At 37.1% G+C, this 17413-nt stretch carries 13 protein-coding genes, 3 tRNA genes and 5 pseudogenes; 18 read left to right on the top strand and 3 right to left on the bottom strand.

Annotation, left to right across the window (positions count from 1 at the left end; translation table 11 throughout):
• Nucleotides 1-39 precede the first annotated feature (39 nt).
• The 4 genes and pseudogenes from D2C78_03135 (at nucleotide 40) to D2C78_03150 (ending at nucleotide 2656) form a co-directional block, all read left to right on the top strand.
• Nucleotides 40-744 carry a di-trans,poly-cis-decaprenylcistransferase gene (locus D2C78_03135; protein QEF35024.1) on the top strand — a complete coding sequence of 235 codons (705 nt, stop codon included), beginning with the start codon at nucleotides 40-42 and terminating at the stop codon, nucleotides 742-744.
• Complete coding sequence (locus D2C78_03140) at nucleotides 738-1424, top strand: ABC transporter ATP-binding protein (GenBank protein QEF35025.1); 687 nt, start codon at nucleotides 738-740, stop codon at nucleotides 1422-1424. Before D2C78_03135 ends, D2C78_03140 begins: the two co-directional genes overlap by 7 nt.
• A gap of 443 nt (nucleotides 1425-1867) precedes the next feature.
• Nucleotides 1868-2331 (top strand): annotated as a pseudogene (locus tag D2C78_03145) (hypothetical protein).
• Nucleotide 2332: 1 nt separating this feature from the next.
• Nucleotides 2333-2656: a hypothetical protein gene (locus tag D2C78_03150; GenBank protein ID QEF35026.1), complete on the top strand. Its 324-nt coding sequence runs from the start codon at nucleotides 2333-2335 to the stop codon at nucleotides 2654-2656.
• 144 nt (nucleotides 2657-2800) lie between these two features.
• Here the strand turns inward: D2C78_03150 and D2C78_03155 are convergent.
• Nucleotides 2801-2938, bottom strand: a pseudogene (locus tag D2C78_03155) (hypothetical protein).
• A 119-nt stretch (nucleotides 2939-3057) separates the two neighbouring features.
• Between D2C78_03155 and purD the strand changes: the two are divergent.
• From purD to D2C78_03180, 5 genes and pseudogenes are all read left to right on the top strand, one after another.
• Nucleotides 3058-4331, top strand: a pseudogene (gene purD / locus D2C78_03160) (phosphoribosylamine--glycine ligase).
• A gap of 40 nt (nucleotides 4332-4371) precedes the next feature.
• Nucleotides 4372-4851, top strand: a complete 480-nt coding sequence (locus tag D2C78_03165; GenBank protein ID QEF35027.1) for an RDD family protein — start codon at nucleotides 4372-4374, stop codon at nucleotides 4849-4851.
• Nucleotides 4852-4853: 2 nt separating this feature from the next.
• Nucleotides 4854-7115, top strand: a complete 2262-nt coding sequence (locus tag D2C78_03170; protein ID QEF35028.1) for an LPS-assembly protein LptD — start codon at nucleotides 4854-4856, stop codon at nucleotides 7113-7115.
• Between the two features lie 9 nt (nucleotides 7116-7124).
• Entirely contained in the window at nucleotides 7125-7835 is a 711-nt protein-coding gene (locus tag D2C78_03175) for a phosphoribosyltransferase (protein ID QEF35029.1), read from the top strand.
• A gap of 2 nt (nucleotides 7836-7837) precedes the next feature.
• Nucleotides 7838-9904 carry a polyribonucleotide nucleotidyltransferase gene (locus D2C78_03180; GenBank protein ID QEF35030.1) on the top strand — a complete coding sequence of 689 codons (2067 nt, stop codon included), beginning with the start codon at nucleotides 7838-7840 and terminating at the stop codon, nucleotides 9902-9904.
• 81 nt (nucleotides 9905-9985) lie between these two features.
• On the opposite strand, the pseudogene D2C78_03185 reads toward D2C78_03180, so the two are convergent.
• A pseudogene (locus tag D2C78_03185) lies at nucleotides 9986-11096 on the bottom strand (hypothetical protein).
• A gap of 262 nt (nucleotides 11097-11358) precedes the next feature.
• Between D2C78_03185 and D2C78_03190 the strand changes: the two are divergent.
• From D2C78_03190 to D2C78_03225, 8 genes and pseudogenes are all read left to right on the top strand, one after another.
• Complete coding sequence (locus D2C78_03190; GenBank protein ID QEF35031.1) at nucleotides 11359-11676, top strand: ATP synthase subunit C; 318 nt, start codon at nucleotides 11359-11361, stop codon at nucleotides 11674-11676.
• 70 nt (nucleotides 11677-11746) lie between these two features.
• Nucleotides 11747-11833, top strand: a tRNA-Leu gene (locus D2C78_03195).
• Nucleotides 11834-11886: 53 nt separating this feature from the next.
• A tRNA-Leu gene (locus D2C78_03200) sits at nucleotides 11887-11973 on the top strand.
• A gap of 258 nt (nucleotides 11974-12231) precedes the next feature.
• A complete protein-coding gene (gene cysE / locus D2C78_03205; protein QEF35032.1) occupies nucleotides 12232-12747 on the top strand; it encodes a serine O-acetyltransferase in 516 nt (171 codons plus the stop codon).
• Between the two features lie 91 nt (nucleotides 12748-12838).
• A pseudogene (locus tag D2C78_03210) lies at nucleotides 12839-13383 on the top strand (HNH endonuclease).
• Nucleotides 13277-13525: a hypothetical protein gene (locus D2C78_03215; GenBank protein ID QEF35033.1), complete on the top strand. Its 249-nt coding sequence runs from the start codon at nucleotides 13277-13279 to the stop codon at nucleotides 13523-13525. The pseudogene D2C78_03210 and the gene D2C78_03215 overlap by 107 nt, the downstream one beginning before the upstream one ends.
• Nucleotides 13526-13533: 8 nt before the next feature.
• A complete protein-coding gene (locus D2C78_03220) occupies nucleotides 13534-14523 on the top strand; it encodes a modification methylase (protein ID QEF35034.1) in 990 nt (329 codons plus the stop codon).
• Between the two features lie 200 nt (nucleotides 14524-14723).
• Nucleotides 14724-15392, top strand: a complete 669-nt coding sequence (locus D2C78_03225; GenBank protein QEF35035.1) for an HAD family hydrolase — start codon at nucleotides 14724-14726, stop codon at nucleotides 15390-15392.
• Nucleotides 15393-15402: 10 nt separating this feature from the next.
• On the opposite strand, the gene D2C78_03230 is transcribed toward D2C78_03225, so the two are convergent.
• Nucleotides 15403-17139: an ABC transporter ATP-binding protein gene (locus D2C78_03230; protein QEF35036.1), complete on the bottom strand. Its 1737-nt coding sequence runs from the start codon at nucleotides 17137-17139 to the stop codon at nucleotides 15403-15405.
• Nucleotides 17140-17325: 186 nt separating this feature from the next.
• Here D2C78_03230 and D2C78_03235 point away from each other — a divergent pair.
• Nucleotides 17326-17401: transfer RNA gene (locus D2C78_03235), tRNA-Thr, on the top strand.
• Nucleotides 17402-17413: the final 12 nt, after the last annotated feature.

The raw sequence follows: 17413 nt of genomic DNA on the forward strand, positions 1-17413 counted from the left end.
TGGTGTATAATTAAAGACTTTCTTTAAAGGGTAAAGGCATTGGATAACACTCTCAAACATCTTGCCATTATTATGGATGGTAATGGCAGGTGGGCTAAATTAAAGAATAAAGCTAGGGCTTATGGGCATAAAAAGGGCGTAAAAACCCTTAAAGACATTACGATCTGGTGCGCTAACCATAAATTAGAATGCTTGACTTTATACGCTTTTTCTACGGAAAATTGGAAACGCCCCAAAAGTGAAGTGGATTTTTTGATGAAAATGCTTAAAAAATACCTTAAAGATGAGCGATCCACTTACTTGGATAATAACATACGCTTCAGGGCGATAGGGGATTTAGAGGGCTTTTCTAAAGAATTACGAGATACGATTTTACGGCTTGAAAACGATACCAGGCATTTTAAGGATTTTACGCAAGTTTTAGCCCTTAATTACGGATCTAAAAACGAGCTTTCAAGGGCGTTTAAAAGCTTGCTAGAAAACCCACCTAACAATATAGACCCTTTAGAAAGCTTAGAAAATGAAATTTCTAATCGTTTAGACACGCATGATTTGCCTGAGGTGGATTTGTTGTTGCGAACAGGGGGAGAAATGCGCCTATCCAATTTTTTATTGTGGCAGTCCAGTTATGCGGAATTGTTTTTCACGCCGATTTTATGGCCTGATTTCACCCCTAAAGATTTAGAAAACATCATTAGCGATTTTTACAAAAGAGTGCGCAAATTTGGGGAATTAAAATGCTAGTAGAAATAGAGAATTTGACTAAAACTTATGGGAGTTTAAAAGCGCTAGACAATATCAGTTTGAAACTACCCAAACAGCAATTCATAGGGCTTTTAGGCCCTAATGGGGCGGGTAAAACCACTCTGTTAAAAATTTTAGCTGGGTTGAATTTGAACTATCAAGGGGAAGTGAAAATTTTAAATCAGAAGATCGGCATAGAGACGAAAAAAAGCGTGGCGTTTTTAAGCGATGGCGATTTTTTAGATCCTAAATTAACGCCTTTAAAAGCGATCGCTTTTTACAAGGATTTTTTCAGCGATTTTGATTCATCAAAAGCCCTAAATTTGCTAAAACGCTTCAGCGTGCCTTTAAAAAGAGAGTTCAAAGCCCTTTCAAAAGGCATGAGGGAAAAATTGCAACTGATTTTAACCCTATCACGAAACGCTTCTTTGTATCTTTTTGATGAGCCGGTGGCTGGGATTGACCCTATCGCTAGAGAAGAGATTTTTGAGTTAATCGCTAAGGAATTTAGCCAAAACGCAAGTTTGCTAGTCTCTACGCATTTGGTGGTGGATGTGGAAAAGTATTTAGACAGCGCGATTTTTTTAAAAGAAGCCAAAGTGGTGGCTTTTGGGGATGTGGGAGAATTGAAAAAAGGGTATAGCAGTTTGGAAGCGGCGTATAAAGAAAGGTTGAAATAAATCAGTAAAGGATTTCCTATTGAGTGATAATATTTTAAGAAATACTAAAAGCGTTTTTTATAATAAATAAAAGATTTTGACGCTAGTTAAATGATAACTTCTTAAAAAAGCGCTCTTTAGGGTTAGGGGGTTTAGTTTGGGGTTGTAGGGGGAATGAGTTTTACTATTAAAAATAAAATCTAAAGTCATGTCTAATCATAACAGATGGCTTGATTGCTAAAGATTGTATTGTTGCAGATGAAGCCTAAGATTGAATTGCGAGTTATCGCTTTGTTGGTGGTGAGATCTTTAGAAAAAATCTTTTTAGTAATATTTATGTTGGGTTTTGGTTTCGTTGAGTTTAGGTTTCATTAAGTTTAATGGGGTATTAAAATTAGAAATAGCTAGAATTTTTGTCTTATTCTATTTTTGGTAGAATAATAATTTCTCACAAGGAATTACACATGGATAATATTTGGTTTCAGTATAAAATTGGCAAGCAACTAGATGGATTAGAAATTGAAGATTCTTTATGTCTTTCTTTATTCAAATCTCTTGAAAATTGTATTAAGTTTAAAAAACTTAGCAATATTGGATTAAAAGAAGCAGAAGTTAAAAGAGATACTGAAATCTCAAGGTGGCATACAGAACTTTTAAGAGAAAAAAATCTTAAAGAACAGCGTAGGCAAAAAGAAGAGCAAGAAAAAAATCTCAAGAGAATTTTCAAAAGTTTTTAGAATTTTGCAAACAACAAAATCGTGTTCTTAAAAAATTTGATAACACCAATTTTTCGTTTGAATGCGATGAGCCGGCTACAAAAAAGCCCTTAGAAAACCCTACAAACAACATTCTTAACTCCAATCATCAAAATACACAGCCACAAAACAATACTAAAATGTTTGATTATTTTGATAATCTTAGGTATTGAAGTGAAAAAAGCATTATCCATAACAAGCAAAATAACTCTTTGGTTATTGGCGCTTCTAGGTGTTTATGCTTTAGTGATCTTTGTTGCACTTAAAACCTATTATCAAAATAAAGGCTATAGTATTTTAACATTTGGAGTAATTATAATGACAGAAGAAACCTATGAAGTCTATCTTGATACGAATATTAAACAATTGGAAGAGATAAGGAATCAAAAGCTTAACAAAGCATTGGAATTGTGCAAACAATCAGGTCTTTTTCTCAGAAAGTTTGACGGAAAAAATTTTTCATTTGAATGCGATGAACCAAATCGCTCTAAACCCTAACGAAAAGATAGATCCTTAGAATTTGAATTTTTTCTAAAAGATTAAGAGCAAAAAATTAGAAATTCGAACGCAATTGAAACCTTACCGCCCATACCCACGACTATAATTTCTCTCGTTTTCTATTTTTTGATTGTGTTTTTTATGCTGTATAGTTTTACATGGAATTTCTTTAAAATTTAAGTATAATTGCAAGAATCGCCTGGATGATTCGTGTTTCTTATTGATGGCAAGTTCGTTGAAAAAATAAGTTAGGCTAAGGTAGTGGTTTTTGTGTGATGGCATTTTTTAAATCTGCCCCTAAGAAAATCCTCCTAGCCTTATTAGTGTAGGTTTGTTGAACTTATGCGCATGTAAAAGTAGCGGTCATCTGGGTTTAAAAACAACCACATTTTAGGAAAGACATGAAAGATAACAATAACTATAATGTTTTAATTGTGGGGAATAAGGGGCGAGAGTATGCTTTGGCTCAAAGGCTTCAGCAAGATGAGCGAGTGAATGCTTTGTATTTTTGTTTGGGTAATGGTGGCACTCAAGATTTAGGCGAAAATCTAGAATGCGAACATTACGAGCATATCGTGGAATTAGCCCTGAAAAAACAGATCCATTTAGCCATCATTTCAGAAGAAGAGCTTTTGGTTTTAGGGCTTACAGAGATGCTAGAAAAAGTGGGTATTTTAGTGTTTGGGGCTTCTAAAGAAGCGGCGAAATTAGAGGCTTCTAAAAGCTATATGAAAGCTTTTGTTAAAGAATGCGGTATCAAAAGCGCGTCTTATTTTGAAACAAACGACTTAAAAGAAGCTTTGAGTTACATTCAAAACGCTTCTTTCCCCTTAGTGATTAAAGCGTTGAATAAAAACACAAGCATTGTCCATCAACAAGAAGAAGCGATAAAAATCCTTGAATACGCTTTCAAACAAAGCAATGGGCCTGTGATCATAGAGCCTTTTTTAGAGGGGTTTGAGCTTTCAGTTACAGCGCTCATAGCCAATGATGATTTTATCTTGTTGCCCTTTTGCCAAAACTACAAACGCTTATTAGAAGGGGATAATGGAGTCAATACGGGGGGTATGGGGGCCATCGCTCCTGCAAACTTTTTCTCTAATGAATTAGAAGAGAAAATAAAAAATCATATCTTTAAACCCACTTTAGAGAAACTTCAAGCTAATAACACGCCTTTTAAAGGGGTTTTACTCGCTGAAATTGTAATCATAGAAGAAAAGGGCGTTTTAGAGCCGTATTTATTGGATTTTAGCGTGCGTTTTAAAGACATTGAATGCCAGACGATTTTACCCCTTTTAGAAAGCTCGCTTTTAGATTTGTGTTTGGCTACAGCTAAAGGGGAATTACATTCTCTTGAATTGGTGTTTTCTAAAGAATTTGTGATGAGTGTGGCGCTTGTTTCTAGGAATTACCCCACTAGCTCTTCGCCCAAGCAAACCCTTTATATTGATCCGGTTGATGAAAAAAAGGGTCATTTGATTTTAGGGGAGGTGGAGCAGGATAATGGCGTGTTTGAAAGCAGTGGGGGAGGGTGATCTTTGCCATTGGCAGAGGAAAATCTTTATTAGAAGCCAGAAACCATGCTTATGAAATCGCTCAAAAGGTGCATTTTGAAGGCATGTTTTATCGCAAGGATATTGGTTTTAAGGTGTTAGATTTGAAAGAATATTCTTGAAGTTTAAGACAAACCAAAGAGTTTGTCTTGTTTGTTTTGAATGCGCTCTCCAAACTTAGAAAAAGAAGAAACTGAAATCATAGAAACACTTCTTATGCATGAAAAAATGCGTTTATGCCCCTTGTATTGGCGCATCTTAGCGTTTTTAACCGATAGTTTATTGGTGGCGTTTTTATTGAGCGATCTTTTAGGGGCGTGCGATTTTTTGCATTCTTTATATTGGCTAGCTAACCCCATTTATCACAGCGTGTTTGTTGCGATGGGTTTTATCATCTTGTATGGCGTTTATGAAATCTTTTTTGTGTGTTTGTGCAAGATGAGTTTGGCTAAACTGGTTTTTAGGATTAAGATTATTGATATTTATTTAGCGGATTGCCCCAGTAGGGCTATTTTATTGAAGCGTTTAGGGTTAAAGATTGTGGTTTTTCTATGCCCCTTTTTATGGTTTGTGGTATTTAAAAACCCCTATCATAGGGCATGGCATGAAGAAAAAAGCAAAAGTCTTTTGGTGTTGTTTTAATCATGATTTATTGGTTGTATTTGGCGGTCTTTTTTTTGTTGAGCGCATTAGACGCTAAAGAAATCGCCATGCAACGATTTGACAAACAAAACCATAAGATTTTTGAAATCCTTGCGGATAAAGTGAGCGCTAAAGACAATGTGATAACCGCCTCAGGGAATGCGATCTTGTTGAATTATGACGTGTATATTCTAGCGGACAAGGTGCGTTATGACACCAAGACTAAAGAAGCGTTATTAGAAGGCAATATCAAGGTTTATAGGGGCGAGGGTTTGCTCGTTAAAACCGATTATGTGAAATTGAGTTTGAATGAAAAATATGAGATCATTTTCCCCTTTTATGTCCAAGACAGCGTGAGCGGGATTTGGGTGAGCGCGGATATTGCTAGTGGGAAGGATCAAAAATATAAGGTTAAAAACATGAGCGCTTCAGGGTGCAGCATTGATAACCCCATTTGGCATGTCAATGCGACTTCAGGCTCATTCAACATGCAAAAATCGCATTTGTCTATGTGGAATCCTAAGATCTATGTCGGTGATATTCCTGTATTGTATTTGCCCTATATTTTCATGTCCACTAGCAATAAAAGAACTACCGGGTTTTTATACCCTGAGTTTGGCACTTCCAACTTAGACGGCTTTATTTATTTGCAACCCTTTTATTTAGCCCCCAAAAACTCATGGGATATGACCTTTACCCCACAAATCCGCTATAAAAGGGGTTTTGGCTTGAATTTTGAAGCGCGCTACATCAACTCTAAAAACGACAGGTTTTTATTCAATGCGCGCTATTTTAGGAATTACACCCAATACGTCAAACGCTATGATTTGAGGAATCAAAATATCTACGGGTTTGAATTTTTAAGCTCCAGTAGGGACACTTTACAAAAATACTTCCATCTTAAGTCTAATATTGACAACGGGCATTACATTGACTTTTTATACATGAACGATTTGGACTATGTGCGTTTTGAAAAGGTTAATAAGCGCATCACAGACGCCACGCACATGTCTAGAGCGAATTACTATTTGCAAACAGAAAACAATTATTACGGCTTGAATATCAAGTATTTTTTAAACCTGAATAAAATCAACAATAACCGCACTTTCCAATCTGTCCCTAATTTGCAATACCATAAATATTTAAATTCTTTGTATTTCAGGAATTTATTGTATTCAGTGGATTATCAGTTTAGAAACACCGCAAGAGAGATTGGCTATGGCTATGTGCAAAACGCTTTGAATGTGCCGGTGGGTTTGCAATTTTCTTTGTTTAAAAAGTATTTGTCTATAGGGCTTTGGAACGATCTCCAACTATCTAATGTGGCTTTAATGCAATCTAAAAATTCCTTCGTGCCTACGATCCCTAATGAATCAAGGGAATTTGGGAATTTTGTGTCTTCAAATTTTTCCATGTATGTCAATACGGATTTAGCCAGAGAATACAACAAGCTTTTCCACACGATCCAATTGGAAGCGATTTTCAACATCCCTTATTACACCTTTAAAAACGGCTTGTTTTCTCAAAACATGTATGCTTTAAGCGCGCAAGCTCTAAACAGCTACACTTCGCCTTTATTGAGAGATTATGATTATCAAGGGCGTTTGTATGACTCGGTGTGGAATCCTAGCAGTATTTTACCTATCAATGCGAGCAATAAGACGGTGGATTTAACCCTAACGCAATACCTTTATGGCTTAGGGGGGCAAGAGTTATTGTATTTTAAAATATCGCAACTCATCAATCTTGACGATAAAGTTTCGCCCTTTAGAATGCCATTAGAGAGCAAGATCGGGTTTTCGCCCTTAACGGGATTGAACATCTTTGGGAATGTCTTTTATTCGTTTTATCAAAACCGCTTAGAAGAAATCTCTGTGAACGCCAATTACCAACGCAAGTTTTTAAGCTTTAACCTCTCTTATTTTTTAAGGAACAATTTTAGCAGTGGGATTAATAGCATTGTAGAAAATCCTGCGGATTATTTAAAGGCGGGTTTTAGCAACGACTTTGGTTACTTTTCCATGAGTGCGGATGTGGGTTATGATATTAGAAACAATGTGGTTTTAAATTGGAATGTGGGGATTTATAAAAAAATCCGTTGTTTTGGGATTGGCTTTCAATTCGTCAACCAACGACGCCCTATCCTTACTGGCGATCCCAACCAGCCTATAAGGGTGTTTGAAAATAACTATGTTAAGCTAGAATTAGACTTTTCACCGATCACTAAAACCAATGTAACTTACCGCTCTTTACAGCGTAAGTAAGAATAAGGAATGCATTTGAATACGGACTTTAGCCATATCACCGATATAGAGGGCATGCGTTTTATTAATGAAGAAGACGCTTTAAACAAATTGATTAATGAAATCCACACGCGCCACATTGATTTAAAAGATTCCATCATGCTCGCTTTGAGTTTTAACGCTCTGTATTTAGCTCACGCTTTAGCGCAAAAATTTGGAGCGACTTATGATATACTTTTTTTAGAACCTATCCTAGCCCCTTTAAACTCAAAATGCGAAATCGCTTTAGTGAGTGAGAGCATGGATATAGTGATGAATGAAAGTTTGATCAATTCCTTTGACATCACTTTAGATTATGTTTATGGGGAAGCCAAGCGAGCTTATGAAGAAGACATTTTGTCTCACATTTATCAGTATCGCAAAGGCAATGCGATCAAAAGCTTAAAAGATAAAAATATTTTTATCGTAGATAGGGGGATTGAAACCGGATTTAGAGCAGGGTTAGGCGTGCAAACTTGCTTGAAAAAAGAATGCCAAGACATTTATATTTTAACCCCCATTCTCGCACAAAATGTCGCTCAAGGCTTAGAAGGTTTGTGCGATGGGGTGATTAGCGTGTATCGCCCTGAATGTTTTGTCTCTGTGGAGCATCATTATAAAGAACTCAAGCGATTAAGCAATGAAGAAATTGAAAAATACTTGGGCGCTAACAACGCGCCTAATTTAAAAAAGGAACATTAAATATGGATTTTATCACCATCAATTCTAGTAACAAAAACGAAGAGTTCGCTCTCAAACAAGTGGCCAAACAAGCCACCAGCTCTCTAATGTATCGCTTAGGAAAAACCATCATTTTAGCGAGCGTGTGCATAGAAAGAGAGCCTGTGAGTGGAGATTTTCTGCCTTTAGTGGTGCAGTTTTTAGAAAAATCTTATGCAGCCGGAAAGATCCCGGGCGGTTTTGTCAAAAGAGAAGGCAGGGCGCAAGATTTTGAAATCTTAACCTCTAGGCTCATAGATAGGACTTTACGCCCTTTATTCCCTAAAGACTACCGCTACCCTACCCAGATCACTTTAATGGTTTTAAGCCATGATATTGAAAATGACTTGCAGGTTTCTGCTTTAAACGCCGCTTCAGCCGCTCTCTTTTTGGCCCATATCGCTCCTATTAAAAGCGTGAGCGCTTGCAGGATCGCTAGGGTGGATAACGAATTTATCATTAACCCTAACACAAGCCTTTTGAATCAATCCAGTTTGGATTTGTTCGTGTCCGGCACAAAAGAGAGTTTGAACATGATAGAAATGCGCTCTTTGGGGCAAAAATTAAACGCTTTAGAAGAGCCTTTAATGCTAAAAGCTTTAGAATTGGCTCAAAAAAGTTTGAAAGAAACTTGCACGCTTTATGAAGAGGTTTTCACGCCCCACCAAAACGAGCTGCTTTTTAAAGAGAGCCAAGGAATAATTTTTAATGAAAGGCTGTTAGATTTATTAAAAAATCAGTATTTTGATGAAATCATCAAAGGCATTGAAAGTTCTGCTTTGAGCGAGCGAGAAAATGTTTTCAATGAAATTGCTAAAAAAATCAGCGAAGCCCACTCAGAATTCAGTTTAGAAGAAATTGAATGGTCTTTAGAAAAAGTGAAAAAAACTGAGATAAGGTGCATGATTATTCAAGATAAAATCCGCCCGGATAAGCGCGCGTTAGAAGAAGTGCGGCCCATTTCAATAGAGAGCAACTTGCTCCCTATGGCGCACAGCTCTATTTTATTCACTAGGGGGCAAACGCAGAGCTTAGTGGTAGGGGTTTTAGGCACGGATAATGACGCTCAAACCCATGAGAGTTTGGAGCATAAAGCTCCCATTAAAGAGCGCTTCATGTTTCATTACAATTTCCCTCCTTTTTGCGTGGGCGAAGCGAGTTCTATTGGCGCGGCTTCAAGGCGCGAATTAGGGCATGGGAATTTGGCTAAAAGGGCCTTAGAAACGAGCATTAAAAATAAAGAGCAGGTGATACGATTGGTTTCTGAGATTTTAGAAAGCAATGGTTCAAGCTCAATGGCGAGCGTGTGCGCAGGCTCTTTAGCCCTTTATGCAAGCGGTGTGGAAATTTACGATTTAGTCGCTGGGGTGGCTATGGGCATGGTGAGCGAAGGGCAAGATCACGCTATTTTAAGCGATATTAGCGGCTTAGAAGACGCAGAAGGCGATATGGATTTTAAAATTGCTGGGAATTTAGAAGGCATTACGGCCATGCAAATGGATACCAAAATGAGCGGTATTAGATTAGAGGTTTTATACCAAGCCTTACTCCAAGCTAAAGAAGCGCGGAAACATATTTTAAAAATCATGCATGAAGCGAAAGAAAAGATTGTGATCAATTTTTCCCATTTGCCCACGACTGAAATTTTTAATGTCGCGCCCGATAAAATTGTAGAAATTATCGGTCAAGGGGGGCGTGTGATTAAAGAGATAGTGGAAAAGTTTGAAGTTAAAATTGATTTGAACAAACCAAGCGGTGAAGTGAAAATCATGGGGAATAAAGAGCACGTTTTAAAAACTAAGGAATTTATTTTAAACTATTTGCATTCTTTAGATCAAGAATTGGAGCAATACGCTATTGATGAGGTGCTAGAAGCTCAAGTGAAACGAATCGTGGATTTTGGGGCGTTTTTAAGCTTGCCTAAGGGGGGCGAAGGCTTGTTAAGAAAACAACACATGGACAGGTGTCAAGTGGTTTTAAAAGAAGGCGATAGCATCAAATGTAGGGTGATTAGTTTCAATAAGGGTAAAATCGCTTTGGATTTGGCTTAATCCATCTCTTAAATTATCCATAGTCCTATGTAAAACCAATCTAATACATAGGACTTGGCTAAAATATATACACTCTTTTTATTACTCTTCGTGGGTGATAACAATATTTTGAAGGTATTGTTTAGGGGCTTCAATTAAATTAAAGAGAGCTTCTCTATCCCTTTTTATATCAAAATAACTTAAAACATTATTTTTAATATATTCTATATTTATATTTTCATTATTCAACCTATTTAATTCGTTTTGCTGATAAGGGTGTTGTGGTTGTGGTTGATTGTTCCAGCTATCATACCACCAACCAAGAAACGGATTATTCCAAATATATTTTTGTGTTTGAAAATTGCTATTTTGGATAAAATTTAATTCTCTTTCCAAATCACTTGTTGTTTTGTTAAAACTATCAAAAGCTTCTTCAACTTTGGCTTTTAAAAATTTCATGCTCTCATTATCAATGAGTCCTGCAGCAACATATTCTAAAACCAACGCAAAAATATAATGAGAAAGAGCGTATCTTGCACAAATGTGGTTACCACTTACATCATTAAAGTTCTTTAATATTAGCCCTTGATTTATTTAGGATATAAAATTATAAAAAATTTCATTTAATTCAATATGTATTCTTTGTAAATTTGTGCATGTTGATTGTCTCCAAATATCACTTTTAGAAATTTGAGAAATATCCTTATAAACTTCTTGGAGAAATTTAGTTTTAGCTTTTAAGGCATTAACTTGTTGGGCAACAAAGATGTTTTGTTGTGTGAGTAGCCTTTGGTTTTCGTCAAAAAGACGATTAGTTTCGGCATATGCTTCATAATAGATTTCTGCTAGTTTATAATTAAGAATAGGGGCAATATGGTTCATAATCCCTGTAGTTAGCTCAATAGCACCTACTATCTCAAAACCTTCATGGCCCCCAAACCCTTTGACACCTTTTAACATAGATGAAACCTTTCCATCTTTATATAACACTAATTTATCTATAAGGAACACTTGTTGTAAAAATAGGCAAAGAGCTAAGGCCATGATTGATGATATGACCTAGCTTATCGTATAGCTCATTTGATTTAATTAAAATCATGCGTTGATAATTGCTATCAAGTGTTTGTTTTCTTGGCAAAGTCGGCAGAACTTCTATTCTGCTACCCAAAACCCTTTCAAGTAGAGTGAGTTCTTTATTGTTATCTTTTGGCATTGTGATCCTTTGTTGTATCTAATTTATTGACCACATCATTATACTACTAATGGATTGTTTTAAGTTTTTAAGGATAACTTATTGCTTAAAGCAAATTTGTTTTTTAAAAACTTCCTTATTTCTAATAATTTAATAAAAATTTATTATTTTAAAAGAGATTTTAAGCTAGTTTGTATTAGAATAGATTCTTGCTTGTATTTTTGAAAGTAGAGGAACGATTCGAAATGAAAATCAAGCCCAATTTTTGAAACGGAGTGCGAAAATGAAATTTTTAGCGTTATTTTTTCTGGCTTTAGCGGGTGTCGCTTTCGCTCATGATGGTGGAATGGGTGGGATGGATATGATTAAATCCTATTCTATCTTAGGGGCGATGATTGGTTTAGGGATTGCCGCTTTTGGTGGGGCGATCGGCATGGGGAATGCGGCCGCAGCGACCATTACAGGCACAGCGAGAAACCCAGGAGTGGGCGGTAAATTGCTCACAACCATGTTCGTGGCCATGGCGATGATTGAAGCGCAAGTGATTTATACTCTAGTGTTTGCTATTATCGCTATTTATAGTAACCCATTCTTAAGTTAAGGGTTTTTTGATGGGCTAAATTATTGCTTAAAAGGCATGATTTAGCTATAATACCTGTTTTAAATTTTTAGCACTGGTGGTGGAATTGGTAGACACGCCATCTTGAGGGGGTGGTGGGAGCAATCTCGTGCGAGTTCGAGTCTCGCCCAGTGCACCATTAAGTTTCTTTAAGGAATAAATGGGTATAATCTCACTCTTTGCTTTATACACGCCGAAGTGGTGGAATTGGTAGACACGCTAGACTCAAAATCTGGTGGGAGCAATCCCGTGTCGGTTCGAGTCCGACCTTCGGCACCATTAATAGTTAATAGTAATCTTTTTCAATCTGCTTTTTATTTTTTCATTAAAATAGTTTTATCCCAAATAAATGCCAAATCAATGTGGATTAGTGGGTTTTTTAAGCCTTTTTTAAAGGATTGTTTAATCCATTATAATAAGGAGTGTGAGTTTAGGTATAATGACAAGAAAAATTTGCATCAAGTTTTATTGGAATGGATGAGAAAAAATCTGCTTAAGTCATGTTGATTCAAATATATTCCAACCGGAGACTCTGTCATGCTAGATTTGTCTTATAGCCTGGAGCGTGTCTTGCAAGAAGACCCGGCAGCTAGGAATAAGTGGGAGGTGCTCTTGCTTTATCCGGGCATTCATGCACTGCTTTGTTACCGCCTAGCGCATGCGTTGCACAAGAAAGGGTTTTATTTTATTGCACGCGCGCTTTCTCAGTTAGCGCGCTTTATCACTGGGATAGAAATCCACCCTGGCGCTAAGATTGGGAGAGGGCTTTTTATTGATCATGGCATGGGTGTGGTGATTGGCGAGACCACAGAAATTGGGGATGATGTTACCATTTATCATGGCGTAACTCTAGGGGGCACGGGCAAGTTTAAGGGCAAGCGCCACCCTACTTTAGGCAACCGAGTGGTAGTGGGGGCAGGGGCTAAGGTCTTGGGCGCGATTTGCGTGGGCGATGATGTGAGGATTGGGGCTAATGCGGTGGTGCTTTCAGATTTACCTACGGGTTCTACGGCTGTAGGCGCTAAAGCTAAAACCATCACAAAGGATCATTAATTTTAAATAAGCGGTTGGAGTTTGCGCCATGCGGGTTATTTTGAAATAAATTGATTAGAATTTATGAAATTTTATAGAGAGAATTTTAAAGATGAATAAAAGTAAAAAAGAATTATTTTTGGAACTTGCACAACCTGATAAAACAGGGTGAGTCGTTGGGTAAGCGTTACAAAATTTGTAGGAAAATACCAAGGATTACAGCTAGGTAATGGGGGGAGTTGGTGTAGGAACAACTTATCTTTAGCTAAAGAATTTAATTTGGAGTTTGATAAAGGGCAAACTCTAGGGAATTTTATTGATAGAATACGCTTGAATGGCTATAATACCGAATGTGTTTTTAACCAAAGTATCCGTCAAGACATTAAAAACCACTATAAGCAACAATGTTGCACGATGTGCGGTGCGTGCGGCAATTCTGAAAACACTCAAATAGAAGTGGATCATAAAGACGGCCGCAAGGATGATTCAAGAGTTTCTGATTCAAACGCACAGACTTTTGATGATTTTCAGGCTTTATGCAAAGCTTGTAATGACAAGAAACGCCAGATTTGTAAAGAATGCAAAGAGACTGGCTATAGATTTGATGCAACAAAAATTCCTGGCAATCATTATCCTTTTTATGAAGGGGAGGCTTGAATATGACGGCTGTGTGGGTTGTTACCAGTATGACCCCATACAATACAGGAAAACTTGTAATGATAGGATATACAATGAAGGGTATCAAAAAGGCTATGGTGATGGGTATCAAATTGGATACCATCAAAAAACTACTTTATAGCGGTTGCAATGAACTACATCGGCTCTAAATACAAGCTCATTCCCTTTATTAAAGAAAATATCCATGCGGTTGCGGGCAATGATCTCTCTGGCACGATTTTTTGTGATCTGTTCGCTGGGACGGGCATTGTGGGGCGCGCGTTTAAAAAAGTCGTTAATAAGGTTATTTCTAATGATTTGGAATATTATAGCTTTGTTTTGAATCAAAATTATATCGGCAATATCCAAGAAATCCCTAATCAAGAAGAGCTTATTGATAGGCTTAATAGCGTTGCTTTAAAAAAGGGTTTTATTCATTCGCATTATTCTTTAGGGGGGAGTTCAAGGCAGTATTTTAGCGAAACAAACGCTCAAAAAATTGATGCGGTGCGTCTAAAAATTGAAGAGCTTAAACTTTCTCAAAACATTGATAATCATGCATATTATTTTTTGCTCGCATCGCTATTAGAAAGCGCGGACAAGGTGGCTAACACCGCTTCAGTGTATGGGGCTTTTTTAAAACGCCTTAAAAAAAGCGCTCAAAAAGAACTCATCTTAAAAGGCGCTCATTTTGATGTGAGTTTAAACGCTAATGAAGTGTACCAGCAGGATTCTAATGATTTGATTGGAAAGATTTCAGGGGATATTTTGTATTTAGACCCCCCTTACAATGCGAGACAATACGGGGCGAATTACCATTTATTGAACACGATTGCTGCTTATACGCCCTTTGCTCCAAAAGGCAAAACCGGCTTGCCTAATTACCAGAAATCCTCTTTTTGCTCTCGTTCTCAAATCTTAAACGCTTTTGAAAATTTAATCAAAAAAGCGCGATTCAAATATATTTTTTTAAGCTATAACAATGAAGGGCTTATGAGCGAGACAGAGATTAAAAATATTTTAAAAAAATACGGCACTTACTCCTTAATGACCAAAACCTACATGCGTTTTAAAGCGGATAACAAACGCGCCCACAAAGCCGCACACACCAAAGAGTGTTTGCATATTCTTATCAAATAAGAGTCAAAACAGCCCAACCTTTAAGAACGAGCTTTAAGTTAAAAGTCTAAAGAGCGTTAGAGTTTTTAAATGAGGCTTTAGCAGGCGGTATTTGATTAAAACCAATCCAAGATACTCCAATAATGATAAAAATAATCGCTTAAATACCGCTTGAATAAGGTAAAATGAAGCCAAAATAAGCCTATAAAAAAGGGGAAATCATGGTGCTTGAAGTGGTTTTATGGGATTTTGATGGCGTGATTTTTGACAGCATGCATTTAAAAAATGAAGGGTTTAAGGCGTTGTTTCAAAAGCATGGCAACAAGAATCAAGAGAGTTTGAAGCGATTTGAAGTTTATCACTATCAAAGTGGGGGGATTTCAAGGAATGAAAAAATCCAATATTTTTATAACGAGATTTTAAAAACCCCTATCGATCAAGAAGAAGTGGATGCATTAGCCCTAGAGTTTGGCACTATCATAGAACAAAAGCTTTTTGATAGGGAGCATTTGAACAGCGAAGTGATGGCGTTTATTGATGAGCATTATAAAAATTATATTTTCCATATCGCTTCAGCGGCTTTGCATAGCGAATTGCAAGTGTTGTGCGAGTTTTTAGGGATTACTAAGTATTTTAGGAGCGTTGAAGGGAGTCCGCCTAATAAACCCAAGATCATCGCTAATATCATTCAAAAATACGCCTATAACCCAAGCCGCATGCTAATGATAGGCGATAGTGTCAATGACTATGAAAGCGCTCAAGCTAATGAAGTGGCGTTTTTGGGTTACAACAGCAAGGTTTTGAAAAATTTAGTGGGTCAAAACGGCTATCAAGGGAAGTATTTGGAGAGCTTTAAGGGGTTTGATTTACAAAACTTCAAGCAAGAATAAAGCCAGCTGATTAGTCAAGATTGTCTTTGTGTTGGCTCATGTCAATGATGACTTCACAGCGTTCAATCGTGCTTAAGCGGTGGGCGATAACGATCAGAGTTTTATTTTTAGCGATTTGATAGATTTCATCCATGATTTTACTCTCGGTTTCATTGTCTAGGGCCGAAGTGGCTTCATCTAAAACCAAAATTTCAGGGTTATCGTATAAGGCTCTTGCAATGCCTATGCGCTGTTTTTGACCGCCACTAAGCTTAGCACCCCCTTCGCCCACTTGGGTTTTAAGGCCCTCATGCTCGCATAAAAAATCATAAATATGAGCCATTTTGCACACCTTAATCAAGCGTTTTTCATCTATGGCGCTCCCAAAAGCGATATTATCCCCCACAGTGCCATCAAAAAGGTAAATATTTTGGGGGATATAGCCTATTTTTTTACGCCATGAGCGCCTGTTTTCGTTGGTTAAAAGGGTGTTATCAATAAAAATTTCCCCACTTTTAGGGTAGGTAAGCCCCATAATAATATCCGCCAGCGTGGATTTTCCGCACCCGCTATGGCCTATGAGAGCGACTTTTTGACCTTTTTGAATGGTGAGGTTAAAATTCTTTAAAACCGGGTGTTTTGGCTTATAAGCGAATGAAATGTTTTGGAGAGTGATTTTTTTATTAAAGTCTAAAGGGACTAAATCCTCTTCAACGATGGTTTTAGTAAGGCTTTTAAAAACAATGTTGGTCGCAAGTTGGTTGTAAGCGATTTCATTATATTGATTCAAAACGCCAGTAACAGAAGGGAGCGTGCGATAAAGCGCTAGAGCATACATAGAAATGGTAGGAAGCACCATTTTAGCTTCGCCGTATTTGAATAAAATGTAAGCGACCGCTAAAATCAACAAACTAAAACCCACCGTTTCTAATGAATACCTGGGGACTACTTGCAAAGTAGCGTAAATGATCTCAGTGTCATGGGCTTTACGGCTATTTTCTCCAAAAAGCTTGTGGGCTTCTTCGTGGTTGTCTTTGAGTTTAGTGATTTTGAAATTGCTGAAAAATTTGGAAAAAACCTTAAGCGTTTGCGCCCTAGATTTTGCCGCTATCTCGCCCTTTTTTTGAATAAGAATGGTGATTTTTTTAGTGATGATAAAAATTTGTATAGAGATGATTAGAGTGAATACAAGCGTTAACTTCCAGTTAGTGATTAATAGCGTGGAATAGAAAAAAACGATCACGGTTAATTCAGTGAGTAGATTCAAAAAAGCGTTAAAGCTCATAAACATGCCATCCGCTTTATTATTGATAATATCTCTTAAAGAATCCAAGTTGTGGTTAAGGTGGGAGAGGTAGTTGCTTTTAATGTGCTGTAAAAAAAGTTGTTGCTTGATTTGATAAGCTTTCTTGTTGGAAAAACGCCCTTTCAAATAAGTGAAAGACACCCCATAAAACATCCTGAACAAATAAATCCCTACTAAGCAAAAACTAAAGAAATACATGAGGCGAACGGGAGATGAAAAATGGAAAAAATCATAGACCATTTTCCAATCTTTATCGTCTAAAGCCCTGCTGGGATCGGAAGCGAGAGTGATAAAAGGCATTAGGAGGGTTAGAGACATCACTTCCACAAAAGAAGAAAAAACCGCCATCAGCACAAGCAGGAAAAAAACCATTTTTTCCTTGAAAGTGATGAGCATGTAGATTTGCTTTAAAGAGCGCAAAAAGTATTTTAAAGTAGAAATTTTATGTTTTTTTTTCGCCATAATTTAAGTGTCCATAAATTCCTTTATATGTAATAAGCTTTGAGCTGTGTTAAGCCAAATTGAGCTAGATTATAGCTAAATTTTAACCATGCTCTGTGCCATACGAATAATTTAGCTTTCCGTCATCATTTCTTGACAAGTCAAGTATAAAACTGCTATAATCCCAAGTCTTTGATTATTTTAGTTGCTGGCTTAGCTCAGTTGGTAGAGCAGCTGCCTTGTAAGCAGCAGGTCGGGGGTTCAAGTCCCTTAGCCAGCTCCAGTTAAAATGTTA

The sequence above is a fragment of the Helicobacter pylori genome (assembly GCA_008032935.1).
In the GTDB taxonomy this organism is placed as follows: domain Bacteria; phylum Campylobacterota; class Campylobacteria; order Campylobacterales; family Helicobacteraceae; genus Helicobacter; species Helicobacter pylori_CX.